The sequence below is a fragment of the Caulobacter rhizosphaerae genome (assembly GCF_010977555.1).
GTDB lineage: Bacteria > Pseudomonadota > Alphaproteobacteria > Caulobacterales > Caulobacteraceae > Caulobacter > Caulobacter rhizosphaerae.
The window spans coordinates 975,687-999,008 of the sequence record NZ_CP048815.1; the positions used below are offsets into that span (position 1 = coordinate 975,687).

19 protein-coding genes and 1 tRNA gene are annotated in these 23,322 nt (G+C 69.6%); 5 read left to right on the forward strand and 15 right to left on the reverse strand.

Annotated features, from left to right (window positions below; translation table 11 throughout):
- Window positions 1-334 precede the first annotated feature (334 nt).
- Window positions 335-2,716 carry a glycoside hydrolase family 31 protein gene (locus G3M57_RS04470; protein ID WP_163229011.1) on the reverse strand — a complete coding sequence of 794 codons (2,382 nt, stop codon included), beginning with the start codon at window positions 2,714-2,716 and terminating at the stop codon, window positions 335-337.
- A gap of 220 nt (window positions 2,717-2,936) precedes the next feature.
- Entirely contained in the window at window positions 2,937-3,443 is a 507-nt protein-coding gene (locus G3M57_RS04475) for a CarD family transcriptional regulator (RefSeq protein WP_019848404.1), read from the reverse strand.
- Between the two features lie 424 nt (window positions 3,444-3,867).
- On the opposite strand from G3M57_RS04475, the gene G3M57_RS04480 reads away from it, so the two are divergent.
- Window positions 3,868-4,560 (forward strand): methyltransferase, encoded by a 693-nt coding sequence (locus G3M57_RS04480; protein ID WP_163229013.1) that lies wholly within the window; start codon window positions 3,868-3,870, stop codon window positions 4,558-4,560.
- 32 nt (window positions 4,561-4,592) lie between these two features.
- Window positions 4,593-5,210 (forward strand): zinc ribbon domain-containing protein, encoded by a 618-nt coding sequence (locus tag G3M57_RS04485; protein ID WP_163229015.1) that lies wholly within the window; start codon window positions 4,593-4,595, stop codon window positions 5,208-5,210.
- 57 nt (window positions 5,211-5,267) lie between these two features.
- Here the strand turns inward: G3M57_RS04485 and fdxA are convergent, their stop codons facing one another.
- The gene (gene fdxA / locus G3M57_RS04490) at window positions 5,268-5,609 is read right to left on the reverse strand and encodes a ferredoxin FdxA (protein ID WP_056753603.1); all 342 of its coding nucleotides are present in this window, start codon (window positions 5,607-5,609) and stop codon (window positions 5,268-5,270) included.
- A 244-nt stretch (window positions 5,610-5,853) separates the two neighbouring features.
- On the opposite strand from fdxA, the gene G3M57_RS04495 reads away from it, so the two are divergent.
- Both G3M57_RS04495 and G3M57_RS04500 read left to right on the forward strand, forming a co-directional pair.
- Window positions 5,854-7,947, forward strand: a complete 2,094-nt coding sequence (locus tag G3M57_RS04495; protein ID WP_163229017.1) for a putative bifunctional diguanylate cyclase/phosphodiesterase — start codon at window positions 5,854-5,856, stop codon at window positions 7,945-7,947.
- A gap of 72 nt (window positions 7,948-8,019) precedes the next feature.
- Window positions 8,020-8,619, forward strand: a complete 600-nt coding sequence (locus G3M57_RS04500; protein ID WP_163229018.1) for a hypothetical protein — start codon at window positions 8,020-8,022, stop codon at window positions 8,617-8,619.
- 12 nt (window positions 8,620-8,631) lie between these two features.
- Here the strand turns inward: G3M57_RS04500 and G3M57_RS04505 are convergent, their stop codons facing one another.
- From G3M57_RS04505 to G3M57_RS04560, 12 genes are all read right to left on the reverse strand, one after another.
- Complete coding sequence (locus tag G3M57_RS04505) at window positions 8,632-9,417, reverse strand: hypothetical protein (RefSeq protein ID WP_163229020.1); 786 nt, start codon at window positions 9,415-9,417, stop codon at window positions 8,632-8,634.
- A 141-nt stretch (window positions 9,418-9,558) separates the two neighbouring features.
- Entirely contained in the window at window positions 9,559-9,849 is a 291-nt protein-coding gene (locus G3M57_RS04510) for an RNA-binding S4 domain-containing protein (protein WP_163229022.1), read from the reverse strand.
- Entirely contained in the window at window positions 9,846-12,392 is a 2,547-nt protein-coding gene (locus G3M57_RS04515) for a helicase-related protein (protein ID WP_163229024.1), read from the reverse strand. Before G3M57_RS04515 ends, G3M57_RS04510 begins: the two co-directional genes overlap by 4 nt.
- A gap of 168 nt (window positions 12,393-12,560) precedes the next feature.
- Window positions 12,561-15,125, reverse strand: a complete 2,565-nt coding sequence (locus G3M57_RS04520; RefSeq protein ID WP_163229026.1) for a polynucleotide kinase-phosphatase — start codon at window positions 15,123-15,125, stop codon at window positions 12,561-12,563.
- A 7-nt stretch (window positions 15,126-15,132) separates the two neighbouring features.
- Window positions 15,133-15,639 carry a hypothetical protein gene (locus G3M57_RS04525; protein ID WP_163229028.1) on the reverse strand — a complete coding sequence of 169 codons (507 nt, stop codon included), beginning with the start codon at window positions 15,637-15,639 and terminating at the stop codon, window positions 15,133-15,135.
- On the reverse strand, window positions 15,639-17,024 hold the full coding sequence (locus G3M57_RS04530; RefSeq protein ID WP_163229030.1) for a 3' terminal RNA ribose 2'-O-methyltransferase Hen1: 1,386 nt from the start codon (window positions 17,022-17,024) through the stop codon (window positions 15,639-15,641). The genes G3M57_RS04525 and G3M57_RS04530 overlap by 1 nt, the downstream gene beginning before the upstream one ends.
- Window positions 17,025-17,045: 21 nt before the next feature.
- Window positions 17,046-17,291 carry a hypothetical protein gene (locus G3M57_RS04535; RefSeq protein ID WP_056753575.1) on the reverse strand — a complete coding sequence of 82 codons (246 nt, stop codon included), beginning with the start codon at window positions 17,289-17,291 and terminating at the stop codon, window positions 17,046-17,048.
- 1 nt (window position 17,292) lies between these two features.
- On the reverse strand, window positions 17,293-18,609 hold the full coding sequence (locus tag G3M57_RS04540) for a vWA domain-containing protein (protein WP_163229032.1): 1,317 nt from the start codon (window positions 18,607-18,609) through the stop codon (window positions 17,293-17,295).
- A gap of 572 nt (window positions 18,610-19,181) precedes the next feature.
- Window positions 19,182-19,244: transfer RNA gene (locus tag G3M57_RS04545), tRNA-Ser, on the reverse strand.
- Between the two features lie 261 nt (window positions 19,245-19,505).
- Window positions 19,506-19,895 carry a Ros/MucR family transcriptional regulator gene (locus tag G3M57_RS04550; protein WP_163229034.1) on the reverse strand — a complete coding sequence of 130 codons (390 nt, stop codon included), beginning with the start codon at window positions 19,893-19,895 and terminating at the stop codon, window positions 19,506-19,508.
- A gap of 66 nt (window positions 19,896-19,961) precedes the next feature.
- Complete coding sequence (locus G3M57_RS04555; protein WP_163229036.1) at window positions 19,962-21,521, reverse strand: SulP family inorganic anion transporter; 1,560 nt, start codon at window positions 21,519-21,521, stop codon at window positions 19,962-19,964.
- The gene (locus tag G3M57_RS04560; protein WP_163229038.1) at window positions 21,518-22,213 is read right to left on the reverse strand and encodes a carbonic anhydrase; all 696 of its coding nucleotides are present in this window, start codon (window positions 22,211-22,213) and stop codon (window positions 21,518-21,520) included. Before G3M57_RS04560 ends, G3M57_RS04555 begins: the two co-directional genes overlap by 4 nt.
- Before the next feature lie 421 nt (window positions 22,214-22,634).
- On the opposite strand from G3M57_RS04560, the gene G3M57_RS04565 reads away from it, so the two are divergent.
- Window positions 22,635-22,976 carry an endonuclease domain-containing protein gene (locus tag G3M57_RS04565; protein WP_163229040.1) on the forward strand — a complete coding sequence of 114 codons (342 nt, stop codon included), beginning with the start codon at window positions 22,635-22,637 and terminating at the stop codon, window positions 22,974-22,976.
- The last annotated feature ends 346 nt before the right edge of the window (window positions 22,977-23,322 follow it).

Below are 23,322 nucleotides of genomic sequence, written 5' to 3' on the forward strand. Positions count from 1 at the left end.
CCGGGTCCGTTCAATGGCGGTGGAGGCGGTTTGCAGTAAAGCGAGACGACATATCGACGAGTTGTTGGGGCGGCGTGCTCCAGGATCTGCCGGCATCCGAACATGCCGGAGTTTAAGCCAAGCCCCACGCCTGAAAGCTTGAAGAGCTGTCCGAGTGACGGCGACGGGGGAGGGGGCGATCGCTACGCGGCAGCGGGATCGGCGTTCAGCGCGGGAGCCGAAAACCTCGTCCTTCGACAAGCTCAGGATGAGGTTTTCTTGCTGCTGGGCTTGTGAATGGTCCTCATCCTGAGCTTGTCGAAGGACGAGGACCACGCACGAAGCCGAGCATCCTCTAAGGCGCGCCCACCACCGTCTCCTGGCCGGTGTAGCGCACCGTCCGGGCCGGCGGCGTCACCGCCAGGCCCGCGCCGGTCTGGTCGCCGACCCAGACGATGTTGAAGACCCGCTCGCGCGGCATGCCGGGATAGCGTCCCTTCCGCGCCCCGATCGTCAGGGTCTTGCGGGCCTCGTTCCAGCGCAGGTCGATGGTCGCCCGCCGCCCCTGCCGGTAGCCCTGGCCGTCGCCCTCGTCGTCATAGAGGGTGAAGGCGCCGTCGGCCCCGCGATAGACGCGGATCTCCAGCGGCGCGTCGGCGCCCGCCTGGGCATGCGGAACCACCGGCGCCAGCGGCAGGATGGCCCCGGCCCGGACATGGATCGGCAGGACCTCCAGCGGCGCCGCGGCCGTCACCGTCGATCCGCCAGCGTAGCGGCGGCCGGTCCAGAAGTCGTACCAGGGCGCGGCGCCGGGCAGATAGACGGTCCGGGTCTCGGCCTTGGGCTGGACCACCGGGCTGACCAGCAGGTCCTGTCCGAACAGGTACTGGTCGGAAATCCCGCGGGCCCGCGGGTCGGCGGCGAAGTCCATCTCCAGCGGCCGCATCATCGTGTAGCCCTGGTCGGTGACCCGCCACGACGTCGCATAGATGTAGGGCAGCAGCCGGTAGCGCAGCTCGACATAGCGCCGCAGGATCTGTTGGGCCGGCTCGTCGAACCGCCAGATCTCCTTGGCCGGACCCGTGCCGTGCACCCGGAACATCGGGGTGAAGGCGCCGAACTGGAACCAGCGCACGAACAGCTCGCGATAGTCGGGATCGCGGGGCTCGCCGCCGAAGAAGCCGCCGATGTCGGTGTTCCAGTAGGGGATGCCGCTGGCCACGAAGTTCAGCCCGGCCGGGATCTGCTTGCGGAACACCGCCCAGTCGCCGTGGATGTCGCCCGACCAGGTGACCGCGGCGTTGCGTTGCTGGCCGAGCCACGCCGAGCGGGTCAGCACGAACGGCCGCTTGCCGGGCGCGTCCTTCAACTGGCCGTCATAGACGCCCGTCGTGTGCATCAGCGGATAGGCGTTGTAGACCTCCGCCCCCGGGCCGGCCGCCGTGGTCAGGGCGCGCATCTGGCCCCATTCGCCGCCCAGCTCGGCCTCGCTGGCGTCCAGCCAGTAGCCGTCGAAGCCGATCGGGGTCATCGATTTGGAGATCTGCGACCAGTAGAGGTCGCGCCCGGCCTTGCCATAGGCGTCGTACCAGCGGCCGGAGCCTTCCGGATAGACGTTGCGGTAGGTCGGCGGGAACAGCACGCCGGCCGCCTCCAGCGCCTTGGTGTTGGCCAGGTCCGCGTCGAAGCGCGGCCAGACCGAGACGATGGCGTGCACGTCCATCGCCTTCAGGTCGGCCAGCATCTTCTTGGGGTCGGGGTAACGGGCGGGATCGAACTGGTGCGAGCCCCATTGGCCCGGGGCCCAGTACTGCCAGTCCTGGATCACCGCATCGATCGGGATGTTCATCTGGCGATAGCGGCGGGCGATCCCGACCAGCTCGTCCTGCGAGCTGTAGCGTTCGCGTGATTGCCAGAAGCCCCAGGTCCAGCGGGCCATCATCGGCGCCGCCCCGGTCAGGCGGCGATAGCCGGCGATCACCGCGTCGGGCTTGGAGCCGGCGATGAAGTAGTAGTCGATGTCGCGCCCGGCCTCCGACCGGAACGCCAGCTGGTTGGCGGCCTGGGGCAGGCCGACCTCGACGGTCGTCACCGAGGCGTTGTCCCACAGGATTCCGTAGCCTTTCGTCGACCACAGCATCGGCACGGCGACGTCGGTGTTCTTCTGCTGCAGCAGCACGCTGTGGCCGGTGCGGTCGAGCGCGCCGTCCGAATGCTGGCCAAGGCCCAGGAATTCCTGCGGACCGGAGATCTCAAACGCCTGGCGGATCGAGAACTGGCCAGGCGCGCCGCCCGTGGCTGGCGCCAGGCCGTCGTCCCCCGCCGCCAGCAACTCGCGGGTGTAGGGCTTTCCGGCCGCGTCGCTGAACGACACCGCGCCGCTGTCGCGGGCGATGGCCACCTTCAGCCCCGGGGTGGTGATCTCGACGCCCGCGGCGGTGTTGGCGACGCGAAGGCGCTGAGTGGGCCGCGGCAGGACCACCGCCAGGCTGGTCCGGTTCGGCGCCGCCCCGCGGTAGCGCCGGACCCGGACGATGTTGTCGCCCCAGACCTGCACATTGACCGCGCCCTGGGCCGTGCGGACCGTGAGGCCGTCCTCGCCCTGCTGGACCGCCGAGGCCGGCGGCCTGGCCTGGGCGTGCGCCGCCTCGGCCATCGGCCAGGCGGCCAGGGCCAGGCCCACGATCAGGAGCCGCCAAGGCCGTCTGGCCCGGCCCTGGAACTTTGCGTCGGTCATCGGAATCCTTCCTGCGCTTCCTCGTCGGCACGGATTCTGTGTCCGTGGCCGGCCTGGTTCATGTCAGGGTAATTGACAATGGTAACGGTATCAATCGACCTCGTACGGGTCGCGACCATTCGGCACCTCAGAACATTTCCGCGCGTCAGAACGCAAAACGCCCCCGGATCGAAATCCGGGGCGCTTCGCTTTAACTCTGACTATTGCTGTCAGACCGCGCTCAGGCGGCGTTCTTGACCAGAGACTTGGTCAGGATGCCGATGGCGGCTTCGCGGTCGATGCGCTCGATGGCGGCGACTTCCCGGGCCATGCGGTCCAGGGCCGATTCATAGAGCTGGCGCTCGGAATAGGACTGTTCCGGCTGGTTTTCGGCGCGGTGCAGGTCGCGAACCACCTCGGCGATCGAGATCAGGTCGCCTGAATTGATCTTGGCTTCGTATTCCTGGGCGCGGCGCGACCACATGGTGCGCTTCACGCGGGCGCGGCCCTTCAGCGTGGTCAGGGCCTGGCTGACGACATTGCCTTCGGCCAGCGGGCGCAGGCCCGCGGTCTTGGCCTTCTTGGTCGGCACGCGCAGGGTCATCTTCTCGTGGTCGAAGGTGATGATGTAGACCTCGAGCGACATCCCGGCCACTTCCTGGGTCTCGACGCCCTGGATGCTGCCCACGCCGTGCGCGGGATAAACGACGTGATCGCCGACCGAGAATTCCAGACCGCTCTTGCTCATTCGTTCGTCCTCAATAAGTTCGGGCCAAGCCCAAAACACCGCGTCTCGAAACCATCCAAAGGGCGTCCCAAACGGCGACAAGGACCCGTCCGCGAAATGTTGCGGGGCCAATACCGGTCAGGATTTGGAATAGTGCTTAAGTCACCCTTCGCCTTCGATCGGGCGCGCCGGTTTCCCGGCTGACATCGTCCACATGACGGCAGGCGCGAACAATCGCGACCGTTACGTCGAGAGCGACAATATCATAAAATTCAGCTTGATGAAAGGCTTGCGACCTGTTTAGCCGCCCGGCCAAGCTGATTTGGCCGATCTTTCGGGAGATTTACGGCGAAATTCGCGATTTCACTCGTCCGTCCCGTCCAGGATGGCGGAGACGGCGGCGACCGCCTCGTGCAATCTGCCCCACCATGCCGCGCTCCGCCCCATGACCGTGTCCAGACCCCCTTTCGGCCTTGCGCCGGCCCTGCTGGCTGGAAGCGTCGGCGGGCTGGCGCACGTGGGATTGCTGGCGCTAGGCGGGGCGGCGGGCGGCGATGTCCGCCCCTGGGGCCTGGCGGCGATCGCCGGCCTTGCCGCGGCCATCGAAGCCGGCTGCGCGGCGGGGATCCAGGCCGACCACCGGCCGCTCCCCGCCAGTCACGACCGCGTCTATGGCGCGCTGTCGGCGGCCGGCGCCCTGCTTTTCCTTCTGCTGACCGCGGGACCGTTGGCCGACTGGCCCCGATTCTCGACCCGGCTGACCCTTGGACCGGGCTGGATTGGCCTGGCCTTGGCGCTGAGCCTCGTCGGCATCGTCTTGCGGGCCCTGGCGATCCGGCGACTGGGCGCCCGCTTCAGCAGCGGCAACGTCGTGGACGGTCGCGCCGGCCTGGAGACGGCCGGCGTCTATCGCCTGCTGGCCCATCCTTCGGAGGCTGGGCTGCTGCTGCTGGCGGCCGGCGCGGCCCTGCTGAGCGCCTCGCCGTGGAGCCTGGTCGTCCTGGGCGCGCTCTACGGCTCGGCGCTGGCCCGGATCGGCCTTGAGGAAGCGACGTTGCGCGACCGGCACGGTTGCATCTACAAAATGTATCGCGCCGATCGCTTCGATCCGTTCCCCTCCTGGGTCCGGGATCGCTAGCGAACTGGAGGCGATCCTTTGGGGGGAAAGCGATGATCATCTGGGGCACGCGCGGCTTGACGCGCAAAGGCAAGGTCGGGCGCTTCTACTGCCCGCACTGCGACGGCGAGCGGGACTACCGGACCGTCAAGGTCCAGCGCTTCTTCACGCTCTACTTCATTCCGCTCATTCCGATGGACGTGGTCTATGAAGGCGTGCGGTGCGAGACCTGCGCCAGCGAGTTCAAGCTCGCCGTGCTAGGCTATGATCCCCGCGCAGAGCGCGCGGCGATCCAGCAGGAAGTCAATCGCGGTCTGGTCGAGATCCTGCTGACCTTCAGCGCCCTGTCCGGCCGGAGCGACCCGGCGCACTTCGAGGCGATACGGGGCCATCTGGACGCGATCGGCTGCCAGGACTTCAGCGCCGACCAGATCGCCGCCCTGGCCGGCCGGGGCCGGATGGACATGGCTCACACCGCCGAACGGATCGGGCCCAGGATGACGGCGACGGGGCACGAGGCCCTGGTCAAGGGCGCGCTGCTGACGGCCGCGCCAGACGGACCGCCGGACGCCGAGATCGAGCAGCGGCTGGCCGATCTGGCCCGCGCCCTGGGGATGAGCGAGATTCACCTGCGCGGCGTGATCGCCAGCCATGCGCCGGCCATCGCCTGACGGCGAGAAACCTGAGCCGGTCGGCGATCCCCGAGTCCAACCCCGGGGCCCGCCGGCTCAGCTGCCCTTGCCGGGCTTTTCGCTGAAATATTTCTCGAACTTGCCGGTTTCGCGTTCGAAGTCTTCGCGGTCGGCGGGGGGCGTGCCCTTGACCGTGATGTTCGGCCAGATCTTGGCGTATTCGGAATTGATCCGCAGCCACTTGCCGTCCGGCTCGTCCTCGGTGTCGGGCTTGATGGCGTCGATCGGGCACTCGGGCTCGCAGACGCCGCAGTCGATGCATTCGTCCGGATTGATGGCCAGGAAGTTCTCGCCCTCATAGAAGCAGTCGACCGGGCACACCTCGACGCAGTCCATGAACTTACATTTGATGCAGGCGTCGGTAACGATGTAGGTCATCGAAGGCTCGGTGTATTCCGGGACTAGCGCGAGAGAGGCCGCGTTTTCGAAGCCAAGGGGCCGCTTGTCAATGCGGCTTGGCTGCGCGCGGGCCCAGGATTTCTCACATCCCCCTCCCTGTGGGCGGCCGGCGCCACCTCAAATTGGCGCGGATCTTTGGATACCGCCGTTACGTTACCCTTTCTTATCGAAGCTCGGTCACAACCAAGCCGAGGAAAACAAACAAGAAGTCGACTACCCGACCATGACGAGAACCGCCGTGCGCCCCGAGGTCTCGATCACGACCCCGCAGACCAAGACCCTGGGCGCCCAGATGGACGCCTTCGAAACCTTCGTGCGCCACGCCCCGTTCGCGGCGGCCCTGGTCGACGCCGACTTCCGTCTGACCGCCGTCAGCGCCGACTGGGCCAGCCACGGCCTGTCGCCCGGCGTTTCGATCGGCGACGACTTCCGCCGCGCCCTGGTCAGCCCCGAGGACGTCGCCAGCCTGGAGCGCTGCGTGGCGTTCGGCGAGCCGTTCTCGCGCTACCGCTCCATCGCCCTCAACGACGCCGAGCCCCGGATCTGGCGCACCGAATTCGCCGCCACCCAATCGGGGCAAGGGGAGGGCGAGACCGGCCGCACCCTGGCGGTGATCGTCACCGCCCGCGACGTCAGCGGCTACGCCGAGACCGCCCTGAAGGCCGAACGCGACCAGCAGCGGCTGAGGATGGCGCTGGAGCTCGATGAGCTGATGGTCCGCGAATACGACCTGCGGACCGGCGAGATCTACTGCTCGGGCACCTCGCCCGAACTGGAGAAGTGGTGCCTGTTCAAGAACGACCCGCTGGAGATCGTCCATCCCGACGACTATGAGCGGATCGCCGAAATGGTCCGGTCCCGCAAGGACGGCGAGGCCCAGGTCTTCGAGTTCCGCCTCAACCGCGACGACGGGGTAGAAACCTGGGTGCGCTCGGTCGGGAAGAAGTTCCTGGGCGCGGACGGCAAGCCCGAGCGTCTGGTCAATCTGTTCAAGGACATCACCGACCGCCGCCGCCAGACCGAGGCCGTCGAGAACCTGGCCTTCAAGGACAGCCTGACCGGCCTGCCCAACCGCGCCTATTTCAATCGCAAGTTCCAGGAGGCCGTCGACGCTTCGGAGATCATGGGCGAGCTGTTCGGCCTGATCATGATCGACGTCGACCACTTCAAGGACATCAACGACACCCTGGGCCACGACGCCGGCGACGCGCTGCTGAAACGCCTGGCCGAGATGCTGCACGCGGCGTTCCGGTCCGGCGACACGGTGGCCCGGCTGGGCGGCGACGAGTTCGCCGTGATCCTGCGCGGCCTGCATTCGGAGGCCGACATGATGCGGCCGGTCAACGCCCTGCAGGACCTGCTGCGCCGACCCATCGAGCACGCCGGCCGCAGCTTCTCGGTCAGCGCCAGCATCGGGGCGGCGCTGCACGGTGATCCCGACGCCGATCCCAGCCACATGATCAAGAACGCCGACATCGCCCTCTACCGGGCCAAGGACGAGGGGCGCAACCGTAGCGTCGTCTTCGACCCCTCGATGCGCTCGGCCCTGGAGCGACGGATCGAGTTGCTGCGCGACGTGCGGGCGGCGATCACCGCCAAGGAGTTCGTGCTCTACTACCAGCCGGTGGTCGACCTGGCGTCCAACAGCGTCAGCGGCTTCGAGGCGCTGATGCGCTGGGACCATCCCGAGCAGGGCGTGCTGACCCCCGACCGCTTCATGGCCGCCTTCGAGGACCAGGACCTGTCGCTGAAGCTGGGCGACCTGGCGTTCGAGACCGCCTTGAAACAGATGCGCCAGTGGCTGGACGACGGCGTCGAGTTCGGCCGCGTGGCGGTCAACATCTCGGCCGCCCAGTTCCGCAGCGGGCGCCTGGCCCAGGAGGTCCAGGAGCGTCTGGCCCGCTGGAACGTGCCCTGCGACCGGCTGACCATTGAGGTCACCGAGAACGTCTATATGGGCTGGGGCTCGGACATGGTCAGCGACACCGTCCGCCAGCTGCACCAGGCCGGGGTGATGATCGCCCTCGACGACTTCGGCACCGGCTACGCCAGCCTGGCCAACCTGCGCCAGTTCCCGATCGACCGGCTGAAGATCGACAAGTCCTTCGTCCAGAACGCCGAGGACGCCGCCATCGTCAAGGCGGTGATCACCCTGGGCAGCTCGATGGGCATGAAGGTGGTCGCCGAGGGCGTCGAGGACCAGGACCAGCTGGAGGCCCTGGCCGACTACGGCTGCGACCAGATCCAGGGCTACCATTTCAGCCGGCCGATGCCGGCGGCGATGGTGCCCGGCTATCTGCTGCGTTTTGGGGCATAGCGGTCCCGCGACCTTGCGTCGCGCGGGCGCTTCATCTTCTCTTCACCCGACCGACGCGAATTTGCCGGTGCGATGAAGATAGACCAGATCTCGGCGACGGCCGGCGGCGGCCAGACGGCCTTTTCCTTTCCGGGCGGCGTCGCGGCGGCGACCGCGGCGGTCAACGACGCCAGCGGCGCGACCCCGGTCGGTCGCCAGTTGGACGCCTATCACGCCCTGTCCGGCCGCTGGGCGGGCGCCGGCCACGGCGAGCGCGCCGCCCTGACCCACGCCCTGACCGAGTCGCCGTTCGCCAAGACGATCCAGACCGCGGTCAACACCTTCACCCGCGCCGCCTGGCCCGGCGCGGACGCCGCCCCGCCCGTTCCGCAGCAGCGGATGAAGGAGGCCTTTGACGGCCTGTCGAGCGACCACCAGCAGATCATCGCCTCGCTGCAGGTGGGCATGCCCGGCTCGCCGCCGCCGGCGTCCGTCGACGACTACCGGGCCCGCCTCCAGGCCGACCTCGACGCCATCCAGGCCCCGGCTACGCCGACCGACACCGTCACCCTGTCGCCCGAGGCCCAGGCCCGCCTGGCCGGCGCGGCGGCGGCGGAGCCGGCCGCCCCGGCGGTCGCGCCGACGCCGGAAATGGCCCCCGCGATCAACGCCTACACCAAGGCGGGGCGGTAGGGCGTTCGCTCGCTACTTCGCCCGGGAAATCTTGCCGTTGTCGACGGTCCAGAGCGTGTCCTTGCCGGTCCCGACCACGATCGGCAGGTGATACATCAGACCCAGGAAGACATGGGTCTCGACCGGCGTCGGCGAGACGACATGGGTGACGTAGAGCATCGGCGAGCTAGCGCCGGGCGGCAGGTCCGGCTTGGCGTTCATCGTCAGGCAACTGGCCGACAGAGCATCGACCCGGTTGACCGTCTGGCCGTCGGCGCTGACCGAGAAGCGATAATGGCCGCCCATCGGGATCACGTCGCGCGCCGGACTGGGGGCCAACAACCAGACCAGCCAGCCGTCGCCCTCGACATCCTTGATCACGACGCTGTTGTAGCCTTGGCGGCAGACGCCCGGCAGCTTCTTGATCGCGGCCTGGCGCGCCGCGAAGGCCGCGCGCTCTTCGGCGGTCAGCGACCGGTCGGACGGCTGGACCACCGCCCCCGCGCCCTTCGGGCCGACCACCACGTCGTAGCCGGCTTCCAGGCCTGAACCGGTGTCGCGCAGGAACCGCACCTTCTCGTCGTCGCCCTGGCCCTCGACGATCCAGCCCTTGACCCCCGCCCCGCTCAGATCCTGAACCTTGGCCATCACGGCGTCGGTAGCCAGCCAGGCGGCCCGGTCCTGACGATAGATCGCCCCGCCCAGGCGCTCCAGCGTCGGGATGTCGAAGACGCGGATCGGCGGCGGCTTGTCGGCGGCGATGGCGGAACCGGCCAGGGCCAGGGCAAGACCCATGGCCAGCGCGAAACGACGGATCATGCGAGGCGCTCCCATTCACGCGCCCAAGCTAGAGCGTTCGCTCGAAAGTTCTACCCGAAATGCTCGTTGAGGTAGCGCCGCGCTCCAAAGCCGTCTCCCATCGCGGAAGGCGGTGGCGGCCGGAGGCCGGCGGAAGAGCGGTCACTCCGACCCCACCGCCTCATACAACTCCCGCGCTTCCGTCGCCGGGCCCCGCCGCTCGCCGAAGCCCAGCACGCGCACCGAGACGACGCGGCCGCCGATGGCGAACATCAGGGCGTCGCCGATGCGCAGGCCGCGCGAGGGCTTGTCGACGCGGCTCTCGACGCCGGTGCGGGTCAGGCGGATGCGGCCTTCCTCGACGAAGCGGCCGGCCAGGGAACGGGTCTTGAAGAACCGCGCGCGCCACAGCCAGACGTCAGCGCGGCAGTGGCCCGGATCCTCGTCGCTCATGAGGCGGCCTTGGCGGCGGCGGCCGGTTTGCGGCGGCGCGGCTTTTTCCGCCTCGGCGGCGGCTCGGTCAGCCTGGCCAGGGCCGCGAACGGCGAATCCGGACGCGGCGTGACCCTGGGCTCGGGCCGCTGGGCGCCGCGCCGCTTCCACACGATCGGGTCGCCCTCCTTGGGCCGGATCGCGGGGGTGTAGTCCAGGGCCCGCAGCACGGCGGCGGCCTCGGCCGGGGTCCAGCCCAGGGTGTCGAGGGCCGCGTCGGTCAGCACTACCCCGCCCGGCCGCTGGCCCTCGCGCAGCAGGGCGTCCAGCCGCTCCAGCATCTCGACCGGCGCCAGATGCCTGCCCACCAGCCGCAGGCCGTTGGCCGACAGGGCGCGGGCGTCCGGCGCGGGAGTGGGCGCGGCGGCCAGGCGCTCGCTCTGGCCGCGCCAGCCGCCCGGCGCCAGGGCGCGGGCGGTCGCCACGGCCTCGGGCCGCAGCACCGACGGCAGGAACAGGCTGAACGCCCCGATCCGCACGCCCAGGGCCTTGAGGTTGCGCCGCTCGGCCTGGCTCATCGCCTTCAGGTCCGGGTCGACCGCGCGCTTGTCCAGCACGCCGCCGGCCTCCAGCAGCCGGTGGGCCAGGCCGCGCGGCAGACCCTTCAGCTCGCCGCCGGACAGCGCCCGCTCCAGCTTGCGCAGGCCGGGCAGCTTGCGATCGACCTCGGCGGCCAGGAAGGCGTCCAGCCGCCGCTCGGCGCGTTCCCGGACGCTGGCCTCGCCCAGCTCGCCCAGCAGGCGGGCGCGAGGATGGAGCAGGTCGCCTCCGGCTCTCACCGCCCCGGCCGCCTCGCCGTTCCACAGCACCGTCCCGTCGGGCGTCAGGGCGAAGGCGCCGTCGGGCTCGGCCGCCAGCTTGCCCAGGCGACGGGCGATCTCGGGGGTGACCGCCCGCTGGGCGGTGTTGCGCAGCGCCTTCTCCTCCAGCGCGCTGGCGCCCTTTTCCTGGACGAAGGTGACGCCGGTCAGCCGGCCGACCACCTGGCCCTCGACCGTCACCGCCCCGTCGGCCCCGACGCCGGCCAGCATGGTCTCGCGGTCGCCCAGCTGGCGCATCAGCACGCTGGTGCGCCGGTCGATGAACCGGGCCATCAGCTTCTCGTGCAGGGTGTCGGAGAGCCGGTCCTCCAGCTGCCGCGTCGTGCCCTGCCAGTGGACGGGGTTGTGCAGCCAGTCGCCGCGGTTGGCGATGTAGCTGAGGGTGCGCACCCCGGACAGGCGGGCGGCCAGGCTGTCGATCTCGCCGTCGGTGCGGTCCAGCGCCTTGAACTGGCCGGCGATCCAGTCCTCGGGCAGGCGCTTGCGGCCCGTGGTCAGGTCGTCGAACAGGGTGCGGACCATGCGCTGGTGGTCGTCGTCGGTGGTCTTGCGGAAGTCCGGCGTCTGGCACACGTCCCACAGCCGGATCAGGGCCGAGCGGTCGGCCTTGCAGCGGGCGACCACGTCCTCCTGCTGGGCCAGCTTGCGCAGGGTGCGCTCGTCCAGCGCCTCTTCCGACAGCGACAGGCCCGCGCGATGCGGCGGCTCGGCCAGCGAGCGCAGCAGGCCCTGCAAGGATCCGAAGTCCAGCCGGGCATTGCGCCACTCCGCGCCCATCACCGGCTCGAACTGGTGGTCGACGACGCTCTCGACGAGGTCTTCGTCCATCTCCTCGCAGTCGCCCGTGACCCCGAACGTGCCGTCGCGGGTGTAGCGCCCGGCCCGGCCGGCGATCTGGCCCACCTCCTGCGGGTGCAGCCAGCGGGTGCGCCGGCCGTCGAACTTGCGCAGGCCCGCGAAGGCCACGTGGTCGACGTCCATGTTCAGGCCCATGCCGATGGCGTCGGTGGCTACCAGGAAGTCGACGTCTCCGGACTGGTAGAGCGCGACCTGGGCGTTGCGGGTGCGGGGGCTCAAGCTGCCCATGACCACCGCCGCCCCGCCCCTCTGCCGGCGGATCAACTCGGCGATGGCGTAGACGGCGTCGGTCGAGAAGGCGACCACCGCCGAGCGGCGCGGCAGGCGGGTCAGCTTCTTGGAGCCGGAATAGGTCAGGGTCGAAAAGCGTTCGCGGCTGACGATCTCGGCGTCGGGCAGCAGGCGGCGCACCAGCGGGGCCATGGTCCCGGCCCCCAGCAGCATGGTCTCGAACTTGCCCCGGGCGTGCAGCAGGCGGTGGGTGAAGATGTGGCCGCGCTCGGGATCGGCGCACAGCTGGATCTCGTCGATGGCCACGAACTCGACCTCGCGGCCCAGCGGCATGGCCTCGACCGTGCAGACGAAGTAGGCGGCGCGCGGCGGGACGATCTTCTCCTCGCCGGTGATCAGGGCCACAGACGCCTTGCCGCGCAGCTTGACGATCCGGTCGTAGATCTCCCGCGCCAGCAGCCGCAGCGGCAGACCGATCATGCCCGAGGCGTGGCCCAGCATCCGCTCGACGGCCAGATGGGTCTTGCCGGTGTTGGTGGGGCCCAGCACCGCCGTCAGCTTGGAAGGGGCCAGGCCTGTCGAACGGTCGCTCATGACTCAAAGGTGGGATGGGAATCGCGGCGGGGCAAGCGGGAGCGCGGCGAGAAGCGCGGCTTCCTTCCAGAGGCCTGGAACCGGAGTTTCAGTCCGCCGCCTGCGCTCCTCGGCTCGAGGCCGCCCGGACGCCTGGACGAAGACTCCGGCGCCGCTTGCCGTCGTCCCCTATAGCCTTGGGTCGATCGGCTCGCTCTCCATCGCCAGCACGGCGAAGACGCACTCGTGGACCCGGCGCAGCGGCGCGCGTTCGACGAAGCGCTTAAGCGCCTCGTGACCGAGCGCGAACTCGCGGAGCGCCAGGTTGCGCTTGCCGCCCAGGCCTCGCACGCGCAGGCGTTCCAGGTGTTCGGGCGCGTCGTACTCCGGACCGTAGATGATCCGCAGGTACTCGCGGCCGCGCACCTTCAGCGCCGGCTGCAGCAGGCCCTTGGCGCCGCGCGCCACGAAGTCGCGCGGCTTGACGACCATGCCTTCGCCCCCGGCGCCGGTCAGGGCTTCCCACCAGGCGACGGCCTCGGCGCAGGCGGCGTCGTCGGCCAGCGGCACGACGCGCCAGCGGGTGGAGGCGACGACCAGATCGCCGGTCGCCGCCAGGCGCTCGGCCAGGCCCATGTGCCAGGCATGATCCTGGTCGAACCACACGCGCCCCTCGCTGGCCAGCAGATGGAACGGCGCGACCTTCAGGTCGTCGACCCCGGAAACCGGCCAGACATAGGGCGCCCAGGCCTTGGCGTAGAGGTCGGCGCGCCCGGCCCGGTCCGAGACCTTCGCCAGCAGTTCGGCGACCGGCGCGCCATGGGCCGCGGCGCGCGACAGCGCCTCGGCCGCCGCCGACAGGCCCGCGCGGGACGAGGCCGCGACAGGGGCGTACTGGGCGTCGATCAGGGCGCCGGCCTTGGCCGACCAGGGCATGATCTCGGCGTCCAGCAGCAGCCAGTCGGTGGAAAGCTCGTCCCACAGGCCGGCGGCCTCGACGGCGGCGCGCAGCCGGGCCAGCAGGGCTTCGGTCGTCGCGGTCGCGGCGAAGAAGCCGCGCCCCGTGCGGGTCCAGATCGCGCCGGTCTCGCCGTCCGCGGCGTCGAAGCGGGCCTTCGCCGCCTCCGCCGTTCGGCAGAGGGCGATCACGGCGCGCGAGCCCATGTGCTTTTCCTCGCAGACCACCTCGGCCACGCCGCGCTCGCGATAGTGGGCGAAGGCCTCCTCGGGACGTTCCAGCCAGCCGTCGCGCGCGCTGGTCTCGACCGGCGACATGGTCGGCGGCAGATAGGCCAGCCACTGCGGGGCCAGGGCGAAGCGGCTCATCACCTCGATCGCCGCCGAGGCGTTCTCCTCGGCGACCACCACGCGACCGCGCAAGGTCGTGTCGATCCAGCGTCGGCCGCTGACGTCCTCCATGTCCAGCAGGTCGTCGGCGGCGGCCTGGCTCGAGCGGTCGCCGCCGACGGGACGCAGCGGGCGCATGGGTTCGCACCAGACCTGGCGAGCGGGGACCTCGACCAGGGCCTTTTCGGGCCAGCGCAGGGCCGTCAGCTTGCCGCCGAACACGCAGCCGGTGTCGATGCAGAGCGTGTTGTTGACCCACTGGGCCTCGGGCATGGGCGTGTGACCGTAGACGACCGCCGTCTCGCCCCGATAGCCGGCCGCCCAGTCGGCCCGGACGGGCAGGCCGAACTCATCGATCTCGCCGGTGGTCTCGCCATAGAGCGCGAACTCGCGCACCGCGCCCGAGCCGCGGCCGATCATCTCCGCCTTGAGGCCCGCATGGGCCACGGCCAGACGTCCGCCGTCCAGCCAGACGTGGCTGCGCAGGTCGTCCAGGAAGGCGGGCAGGGCGGCGCGGAAGCCGCGGTCGGTCCCGTCGTACTGATCGATGGTCTGCTGCAGGCCGTGGGCGATCGTCACCTTGCGGCCTTCCAGCCAGCGGCCGAACTTGCGCTCGTGGTTGCCCTGGACGCAGTAGGCGGTCCCGGCCGCGACCATGCTCATGACGATGCGCAGCACGTCGGGCGAGTTGGGCCCGCGATCCACCAGGTCGCCGACGAAGACGGCCTTGCGGCCCGCCGGCGGCGTGACGACGACCGAGCGCTCGCCGCTCGTCTCGCCCCACGCCACGCCATAGCCCAGCGCCGCCAGCAGGTCCTGCAGCTCGTCGGCGCAGCCGTGGATGTCGCCGATGATGTCGAACGGCCCCTGGTCGTGGCGCTTATCGGTCCACAACGGCTTGCGCTCGACGACGGCGGCGTCGATCTCGGCCTCGCTGGCCAGCTTCCACACCTGGCGGAAGCCCTCGCGCTGCAGGCCGCCCAGGCCGCGTCGGATTTCCGAGCTCATGCGCTGGACGACGCCGATGCCGAAGTCGCGATCGGCGCGGGCCTTGTTGCGCGAGAAGCAGGTGTCGACGCCGGGATCCAGGACGATCGCGACGGGCAGGGCGTGCCAGCGCCGGGCCAGCTCGATCCAGCCCTTGCGGTCGGCGGGACGCACGTTGGTGGCGTCGATCACCGTCAGCCGGCGGTGCTTCAGGCGCTTGTCGGCTATGGCCTTGACCAGCTCGAAGGCGTCGCCGCTGATCGACTGGTCGGTCTCGTCGTCGACGACCAGCGCGCGGCAATGGTCCGACGAGATCACCTCGGTCGGGGCGAAATGCCTGGCGGCGAAGGTCGATTTGCCGGAGCCCGAGGCGCCGATCAGCACGACGAGGGCGAAGTCGGGAATGTCGAGGGTGGTCATGATGTCGTCAAAGCTCGTCGACCAGGCGGCGGAGCGTATCGCGTAGAGGGGAGGAGGCTTGGCGGACCTCGAAGCTCTCGGCGATGAACTCTAGAACGCTGTCGTGGAAGGTGAAGATGAAGTGGCGCAGCGCGGCGTATTGCGACGCGTGGTGATAGGGATGGACCCGATTGGCGCGCTCGAGGTCGGCGATCCAGGCCGAGTTCGTGACCTCGAACGCGGAGAATGGCTCCAGGCCCAGCTTGGCCAGACGGTGCCCCGAGATGGCCTCCTCGTTGGGCGGGCCGAAGAGATGCGCCCGGCAGAAGGGGACCTTGAGCACCGCCAGGGGCTCGTTCTCGGAGTCCTGTTCCACGACGCGGATCGTCGATCCGTCCCAGTCCGGCTCGTAAGTCTGCAGCAGGTAGCAGACGAACAACGTCTGTTCGTCCGCCACCAGGCTGGGCAGAGGCGCGCCGACCGAAGATTGCGGCACGTCGAGGCGGACCAGCGCCTCCTTGGACTTGCCGAACATCAACCAGCCCTCGTGAAGACGGCCATCTGGGTCGGCGCGCCGAGCGTCTCGTCGCGCTTGCCGATGTCGTCGTAGGCGACCGTGTAGCCGTGGGCGGACGCCACGCCTTCGGCCCAGGCGCGGAACTGCGCCCGCGTCCACTCGAACCGGTGGTCCGGATGGCGGAAGGCGCCGGCGGTCAGGTTCGGGAAGAGGGCGTTGTACTCGGCGTTCGGCGTAGTCACGACCACGGTCCTGGGCCCCGCCGCGCCGAACACCACCTTCTGCAAGGCGGGCAGGCGGTCGGCGTCCAGATGTTCGATCACCTCGACCAGGGCTGCGGCGTCGACATCCTCCCAGCGACGATCGCGGTAGGTGACCGAGCCGTGCAGCAGGGTGACCCGACCTTCGGGCGGACCGCCGGCCAGGTGCAGCTTCAGCCGCTTGGCCGCCCATTCCAAGTCGCGGGCGGCGGCGTCGACGCCGATCAGGCGCTCGACCCAGCGTTCGCGCACCAGGCGCTGCAGCAGCTTGCCCTCGCCGCAGCCGAGGTCGGCGATCGCCTTGGCGCCGCTGGCGCGCAGGGCCTCGGCGACGGCGGCCATCCGTTCGTCGTTGAGGCGCAGCGGCGCTTCCAGCGCATCCTCGGCGCCGGGCTTGCGTTCAGCCGGATCGACGGCCTCGTCGCGGGTCTCGGGCGCCAGGCGCTCCAGAGCGTCGCGGGCCAGGGCCTTGCGATGGATCAGGTAGCGGCGGACGATCAGGTCGCGGGCCGGATGGGCTTCCAGCCAGCCCTCGCCGCGCCGCATCAGCTTCTCCACCTCGTCGTCGCCGACCCAGTAGTGCTTGTCGTCGTCCAGCACCGGGATCAGCACATAGAGGTGGTTCAGCAGGTCGCGCAGGCGCGCGGTCGCCGACAGGCGCAGGGTCACGTAGCGCGACGGCGCGCCGTCCGCGCCGGCCACGCCCTCGACGTCGACGGTCCAGCCCAGCGGCTCGAACAGCTGGCGCACCAGGGCCTCGCCGCCCCGCGCGGGCAGGGGCGTGACGACGGCCTCCAGGGGGATCGCGCTCTGCGCCAGTTCTGGCCGCTCGCGCGAGGTCCCGGTCATGGCCGTGCGCAGGGCGCGGGCCAGGGCCACGGACAGGAAGGACGAGGCGGCGTAGGGGCGGTCGTTGACGTACTGGTCCAGCAGGCCGTCGCCCCGGCCCTTGCCACGCACCAGGCCGACGGGATCGACGTCCAGCATCAGGGCCGCCTCGCAGCGATCCTCGCCGACCTGCGGATAGAAGACGTGCGCCTTGCCGAACGGCAGCTCGGTCTCGTGCACGCGGCCGGGGTGCTTGTGCAGCAGGAAGCCCAGGTCGGTGGCGGGGCGATGGGTGGTGGCGATCGACAGGAACATCGGAGGCTTTCGGACGGGCGTTCAGTCTTCAGAAGGGGAGTCTTCGGCCGGGTCGAGCTGGTCGTACTCGCCCGGCCGAAGACCGGTCAGTCGGTAGATGAGCAGCCAGGCCTCGACGGCGGCGGCGACCGGACCGGGAACCGGCAAGCCCGCGAACCAGCGGGATACCGAGGACCGGTCCACCCCCAGGGTTTCGGCGAGCCGGGACATCCAGCCCCGCTCGCCGAAAAGGGTGATCGCCGCCTGCCGCAAGGCCTCCGGGCTCATCCTAGCGAACCTCCGCCGTCAGGCGTTCGTGCTCGCGGATGAAGCCCAGGACGGCCTCGGAGAAGCCGTCAACATGGACCCAGTTCGGGCCGTAGCCGACGCCGTTCCGGGCGCTGGCGACGTTGACCATATAGGCCTTGGCCGCCTTCGGGGCCGGAACCCGGTCGTGGGACTGCTCGTCGGTCACCACGATCAGCCGGTCGTGGGCCAGGGCGTTGATCTTTTCGATCGCCTGGCCCAGTTCCGTGCCGCCGTGGGGCTGCGAGCGGATCACCACGTCGACCCCCGCCATGCCCCGACGGGGCGGGACTTCCTTCACCGCGTTGGAGAAGGTGAAGACCCGCACCTCGCCCGGCACGATCGAGGCCAGGGTGGCGGCCGCGTCCATCCGGGTCAGGTCCGACCGGGCCGACAGACGGGCGTCCATCGAGCCGGAGACGTCGACCAGAATGATCGTCCGCCCATCGAAGACCGCGCCTTCCAGCACGGTCTCGGCCAGCGCCTGGTCGAGCCAGGGCTCGAACCGCGGCGCGGCCCGGGCGGCCGCCACGTAGCGGAAGGGCAGGACCCGTTCCGCGCCGCGCCGCGCCAGGATGGCGTCCTTGACCAGGGCCTCGTCGACGCCGGCCTGATCCATGTTCCGGAGGTTCCGGAGCAAGGCCAGGTAGCCCAGCTTCTTCTCGGCCAGCAGGCGCTGGAAGGTTTCGCGCTTGTCCGCGCCGCCCGAGAGCGCGACCTCCCAGGTGTCCGGCGCCGTCAGCGTGCGGTCGGCGACCTGCTTCCACAGGGCCGCCTGCGCCTCGTCCTTCGGCTTGGCGTGGACCAGGAACAGCACGTCGCGCAGCTTCACCGGACCCTCGCGGTCGTACTTGGCCAGCTGATAGGCGTCGAACTTGCCGAAGGCGGCCGCGAGGCCCTTCTTCGTCTGCTTGCTCAGCGGCCGCCGGCCATGGCGCCAGTAGAGCGCCAGGAACTCGGTGATTTCGTCGGCGCGCTGGATCACCCGCTCGATCGTCTGGGCGACCAGCGGCGTGCCCGATCCCGTGCGGGTCAGGGCGCAGAGCAGCATCAGCGGCGCATGGCGCAGCTTGAAGGTCTCGCGCGCCTCGATCGCGAGATCGGCCGTGACCTGCGGCGCGACCGCGCTCGCCAGGGCGGCGATGCGGTCGGCGATGGCCAGGCCGTCCTCGTAGAACTCGTCCTCCCACAGGAGGCACGAGAGCACCGACCGGCGCAGTTGTTGTTCAGCCGTGAGGACCACGGCGGGGGCGCCCTCGAAGGTGACGTCGGGGCGCTTGGCGAAGATGTTGAAGCGCATGGCGCTCTTCTCCTGACGTCGCTTGGGGTTTCCAGGCCGGTCGGGAGACGGACGAGACGTCCAGGCCCCGACGGCCGAAACCGGCGTCGGGGAGGTCTAGGGCGTGCAGCCCTCCGGACGTTCAAACTTCAGATTGCTCGAAGTCATGGTCTCGTTCGTCGCCTGATCGGGTCCTCGCGACGCCGGCGGCGTCTCTTCGAAGACCAGGGTTCTTTAGTCCAGCTTGTTGCGTAATGCAACAAGCTGGACGAAGAAAAATGTCGACGGGGAATACTCGGCTCGGGAGGGCGCTTCCGCCGGGCGCTCGCGACGCCCGGACCCGGTTGGACTTTCGTCCCGGCCGCCCTTTGGTTGGTGCGATGAACCCGGTTGGCCATCACCGCCGTCGACGATCTTTCCGGGGAACAGGCGCACCGCGGGCCTCCCTCTTGCGAGGGAACGGTGCGCAGCTTTCGCCCGCCTGCCGTCACCCGAAGAATCCGCTGTGCTACGCCGCCGGATCGATTGGCTTCCCGAGGGGGAAAATTCGGAAACGGCGTGGCGCTCTACCAGACTGAGCTACGGGCGACTTGCGTCATCCGGAGGGATTCGAACCCTCGACCTCCCGCGTGACAGGCGAAGTAACCGTCTCCTGCGCCGCCCTCGGTTCCCGCCGCCGAAGCGACGAGAGGCGTTCGTATAGTCAAGTCTGTTGCGTCATGCAACGAAAAACGGTGACGATGGGGAATGTTCGGAAGCGGCGTTCCTGATGCTCTACCCACTGAGCTATGGCGAGAAGCCCCGCCAGCGGGACTCGAACCCGCGACCGTCAGATTATCGATGAAACCGCTTCCTGCGCCGCCATCGTCCCGCGGTCGGATATACCAGAATGTTGCATTGTGCAACATCAGGCGGGTCTAGGCGCCCAATCGACCGCGGCGCGCGGCTTGCGAGCGAAGATCCGAGAAGCTGCGGGCCACCAGCGGATAGTCGTCGGGCAATCCCCATTTGGCGCGATACTGGGCCTCGGTCAGGCCTTGCTGCTTGAGATGGCGGCGCAGCGAGCGATAGCGGCGGCCGTTCTCGAAACTGACGATGGCGTCGGGGGTGACGCTGGCGGCGATGGCTTCGGGGCTGGGCGGCCTGATCGGCTCCGTCCTCGGCAAGGGCGCCAGCACCGCCTCGAGCGCGGCATAGGTGCGGGCGGTGAGCCCGGGCAGGTCGTCGGGCGGGACGAGGTTGCGGCTGAGATAAGCGCAGAGGACCCGCGCGGCCATCTCGGCGGCGCGCTCCTGGGCCTTGGTCATCGGGAGTTCTCCAGGAAGGCGCCCAGGAACGGGGGTCCGTTCCTGGGCTTGGGTGCGGCGGCCGGATCAGTGGGCGACGGCGGCGCGGAGACGATCGCCGAACGCGCAGGGACTGGGCAGCTCGACCTTCACCCCCGCCCTGGCCTTGCCCTTCAGCCAGTCGCCGAGGGCTTCGGCGCAGGTGTGGTCCAGGCAGGTGAGGGCCCGGGTGTCGAGACGGACGAGGCCCCCGTTCGGCGCGGCGTCCAGGACCTTGGCGATCTTGGGCAGCTGGACGAAGGTCGCCGCGCCCTCCAGGCGGATCTCGCTCTCGGTCTCGCTCAGCGCGTGCTGGGCGACCCGCAGGCGCATCTTCCGCAGGTTGGGGATCAGCTCCAGCAGCGTCAGCGCCATGCCGATCAGCACGCCGGTCAGCAGGTCGGTGGCCACCACCGCCACGAAGGTCGCCGCCCAGATCACCGCGGGCAGCAGGCCGTAGCGGGCGAACAGGTGGCGGACGTGGTCGAGGCTGACCAGCTTCCAACCCGTGACCACCAGCACCCCGGCCAGGGCGGCGCTGGGGACCTGGCGCAGCAGCCAGGGCAGCAGGGCGACGAAGGCCAGGATCCAGGCGCCGTGCAGCATGGTCGAAAGCCGCGAGACCGCCCCGGCCTGGACGTTGGCCGAGCTGCGCACGATCACGCCGGTCATCGGCAGGGCCCCGACCGCGCCGCACAGCATGTTGCCGACGCCCTGGGCGAACAGCTCCTTGTTGTACTTCGTGCGCGGACCGTCGTGCATGCGATCGACCGCGGCCGCCGACAATAGGGTCTCGGCCGAGGCGATGAACGCCACGGCCAGGGCGGTCAGCAGCAGCATCGGGTCGGCCATCCGGGCGAGGTCGGCCGCGCCGGGCACGGCGATGGCCGCGGCGATCGACTCCGGCACGGCGATCTTCTGGACGTCGAGGTCGAAGCCCAGGGCGACCAGCGTGCCGGCCAGGACCCCGAGCAGGGCGCCGGGCACCAGCTTCAGCCTGGCGGGGCGGAACTTCTCCCACGCCAGGATCGAGCCGATGGTGACCAGGCCGACCACCAGGGCGGCCTCGACCGCGCCGAGGCTGGTGAAGGAGACGCCGCCCAGGGCGGCCGGGATGGCGGCCAGGTTCTCCAGCCCGTGCGCCTTGGGCTTGTCGGCGAACAGGACGTGGAACTGACCGGCGACGATCAGCACACCGATGCCCGCCAGCATGCCGTGGACCACGGCCGGCGAGATGGCGCGGAACCATTGGCCCAGCCTCAGCGCGCCGGCGACCAGCTGGATCAGGCCGGCCGCCAGCAGGAGCGGACCCAGCATCGAAAGGCCGTGCTTGGACACGATCTCGAAGACGATGACGGCCAGGCCGGCGGCGGGACCGCTGACCTGCAGGGGCGAGCCGGCCAGGGCGCCGACGATGATCCCGCCGATGATGCCCGTCACCAGGCCGCGCTCGGCCGGGACGCCGGAGGCGACCGCGATGCCCATGCACAGCGGCATGGCCACCAGGAAGACGACGATCGAGGCGGTGAAGTCGCGCGACAGGATCGCCTGGAGTCCGGGCCTGCCGCCCGGCGACTCCTTGGGGGAGGTGATGGCGGCCTGGGTCATTCGGCGGCGATGCCCAGGTGGTCGGCCGCGACCATGCGGCGGGACGGGCGCTGGGCCACGGGCAGCGGGGCGCCCTCATAGACCTGTTCGAACTGGCCGGTGTCGCCGTTATAGGCCTGGATCTGGCCGGTCTCGATCTCGAAGAACCAGCCGTGCAGGGTCAGCTCGCCCTTGGCGATGGCCGAGGCCACCGACGGGTGGGTGCGCAGGTGGTTGATCTGGACGACGACGTTCTCGAGCGAGAGGGCCCGCGTCCGGCCGTGCTCGTCCAGGTTCTGATAGCACGAGCAGACCACGCTGTGGGCCGCATGGGCGTGGCGCAGCCAGGCGGCGACATTGGGCATCTTCTCCAGCGCCTCGGGATGGGAGAAGGCCTTCATGGCCCCGCAATCGGAGTGGCCGCAGACGACGATGTCGCGCACCCCCAGCGCCACCACCGCATATTCCACCGCCGACGACACCCCGCCGTTCGCCTGGGAGAACGGCGGCACGATGTTGCCGGCGTTGCGACAGACGAACAGGTCGCCGGGACTGGCCTGGGTGATCAGCTCGGGCACGACGCGGCTGTCGGCGCACGAGATCATCAGGGCCTTGGGACTCTGGCCATGACTGGCCAGGCGCTCGTAAAGGGCGCTCTGGGCGGGAAAGACCTGGCCGCGAAACAAGGCGGCGCGTTCGAGAAACTGTTCCAAGGGACCTCCGTCGATTGGCCGCCGCGGCGCCGAAAAAGGGGGGACGACGCCGCGGCGGGGCGTCATGGCGAGGATCGCCAGACGCAGGGACGAAGGTGGTTTTCGGGTTTTGCTGCGATGCAGCGGCTTTGTGACAAAGGATGTCTGGCGGTCGGGCCAACCTAGAACCGGCCCAAAATCAGCCTAGGGCTGTCAATAACGCGACGTGTTCGCAGTTGCGTGGGTTTCAGCCCAACAGCGGACGCTTTCAACATCCGCGAAGGGTGGTTTTCGGGATTGGCTGCCGCCCTGGAACCCCTCTCTCTTTGAGAGAGGGAGGGGCCCGCCGCGAAGCGGTGGGAGGGTGAGAGGTTTCACCGCTGGCCGGAAAATCCCGATTCCCGTCGTTGCGTGATCTTTGCGGTGCTTCCAGGCTCTCGCCATGGACGCCACCGCCAACGCCCGCCGCCTTCGCCAGAACCAGACCCTGGCCGAGAAGGCGTTCTGGACGCTGGTGCGCAACCGCCGGCTGGGTGGCTTCAAGTTCCTGCGGCAGGTCTCAATCGACCGCTATTTCGTCGACTTCGTCTGCGAGGCGGGCAAGCTGATCGTCGAACTGGACGGCGCCGCTCACGAGGAACGGGAGGATTACGACGCCCGCCGCACGCAGGTGCTGGAACTGTTTGGCTATATGGTCCTGAGGTTCCCCAACGAGCGGGTCCTGGCCGACCCCGGCGGCGTCGCCGACGACATCCTGGCCGTGCTTCGACCGGAGAGGGTGTAACCTCTCACCCTCCCACCGCCTGCGGCGGCGGGCCCCTCCCTCTCTCAAAGAGAGAGGGGTCTGGGTAGCGTCCGCCCAGGGTCGAAATACGAGCTTGGCGCCCGTCCGGCTTCCGGACCGGATGAAAGTCCGCTGCCCGACCTGGCGCTAGTGGCAAGGATCGACCCTAGTCGGATGTTTCGAAGATTTTCCGCTCATTACATTGATCCGTCATTCCCGCCACAAGGGCGGGAATGACGGAGCTTATTTGGGAGAGGCGGCTAACCATCCCTGTCGGCTACTGAAAACGACCACTAACCGGAAGCGAGCTCTATTGGGGCCAGTCTTGTTGTAAGTGCGCCGCCCA

Excerpts from the sequence above, each read along its gene's own strand:
- fdxA (WP_056753603.1), bottom strand. The coding sequence starts at position 5,609 with ATGACCTACATCGTTACCGACGCCTGCATCAAATGTAAGTTCATGGAC.
- G3M57_RS04505 (WP_163229020.1), bottom strand. The coding sequence starts at position 9,417 with ATGATCCGTCGTTTCGCGCTGGCCATGGGTCTTGCCCTGGCCCTGGCC.
- G3M57_RS04480 (WP_163229013.1), top strand. The coding sequence starts at position 3,868 with ATGACCGTGTCCAGACCCCCTTTCGGCCTTGCGCCGGCCCTGCTGGCT.
- G3M57_RS04555 (WP_163229036.1), bottom strand. The coding sequence starts at position 21,521 with ATGACCCAGGCCGCCATCACCTCCCCCAAGGAGTCGCCGGGCGGCAGG.
- G3M57_RS04495 (WP_163229017.1), top strand. The coding sequence starts at position 5,854 with ATGACGAGAACCGCCGTGCGCCCCGAGGTCTCGATCACGACCCCGCAG.
- G3M57_RS04535 (WP_056753575.1), bottom strand. The coding sequence starts at position 17,291 with ATGAGCCCGGAGGCCTTGCGGCAGGCGGCGATCACCCTTTTCGGCGAG.
- G3M57_RS04530 (WP_163229030.1), bottom strand. The coding sequence starts at position 17,024 with ATGTTCCTGTCGATCGCCACCACCCATCGCCCCGCCACCGACCTGGGC.
- G3M57_RS04470 (WP_163229011.1), bottom strand. The coding sequence starts at position 2,716 with ATGACCGACGCAAAGTTCCAGGGCCGGGCCAGACGGCCTTGGCGGCTC.
- G3M57_RS04510 (WP_163229022.1), bottom strand. The coding sequence starts at position 9,849 with ATGAGCGACGAGGATCCGGGCCACTGCCGCGCTGACGTCTGGCTGTGG.
- G3M57_RS04515 (WP_163229024.1), bottom strand. The coding sequence starts at position 12,392 with ATGAGCGACCGTTCGACAGGCCTGGCCCCTTCCAAGCTGACGGCGGTG.
- G3M57_RS04540 (WP_163229032.1), bottom strand. The coding sequence starts at position 18,609 with ATGCGCTTCAACATCTTCGCCAAGCGCCCCGACGTCACCTTCGAGGGC.
- G3M57_RS04475 (WP_019848404.1), bottom strand. The coding sequence starts at position 3,443 with ATGAGCAAGAGCGGTCTGGAATTCTCGGTCGGCGATCACGTCGTTTAT.
- G3M57_RS04520 (WP_163229026.1), bottom strand. The coding sequence starts at position 15,125 with ATGACCACCCTCGACATTCCCGACTTCGCCCTCGTCGTGCTGATCGGC.
- G3M57_RS04500 (WP_163229018.1), top strand. The coding sequence starts at position 8,020 with ATGAAGATAGACCAGATCTCGGCGACGGCCGGCGGCGGCCAGACGGCC.
- G3M57_RS04485 (WP_163229015.1), top strand. The coding sequence starts at position 4,593 with ATGATCATCTGGGGCACGCGCGGCTTGACGCGCAAAGGCAAGGTCGGG.
- G3M57_RS04525 (WP_163229028.1), bottom strand. The coding sequence starts at position 15,639 with ATGTTCGGCAAGTCCAAGGAGGCGCTGGTCCGCCTCGACGTGCCGCAA.
- G3M57_RS04550 (WP_163229034.1), bottom strand. The coding sequence starts at position 19,895 with ATGACCAAGGCCCAGGAGCGCGCCGCCGAGATGGCCGCGCGGGTCCTC.
- G3M57_RS04565 (WP_163229040.1), top strand. The coding sequence starts at position 22,635 with ATGGACGCCACCGCCAACGCCCGCCGCCTTCGCCAGAACCAGACCCTG.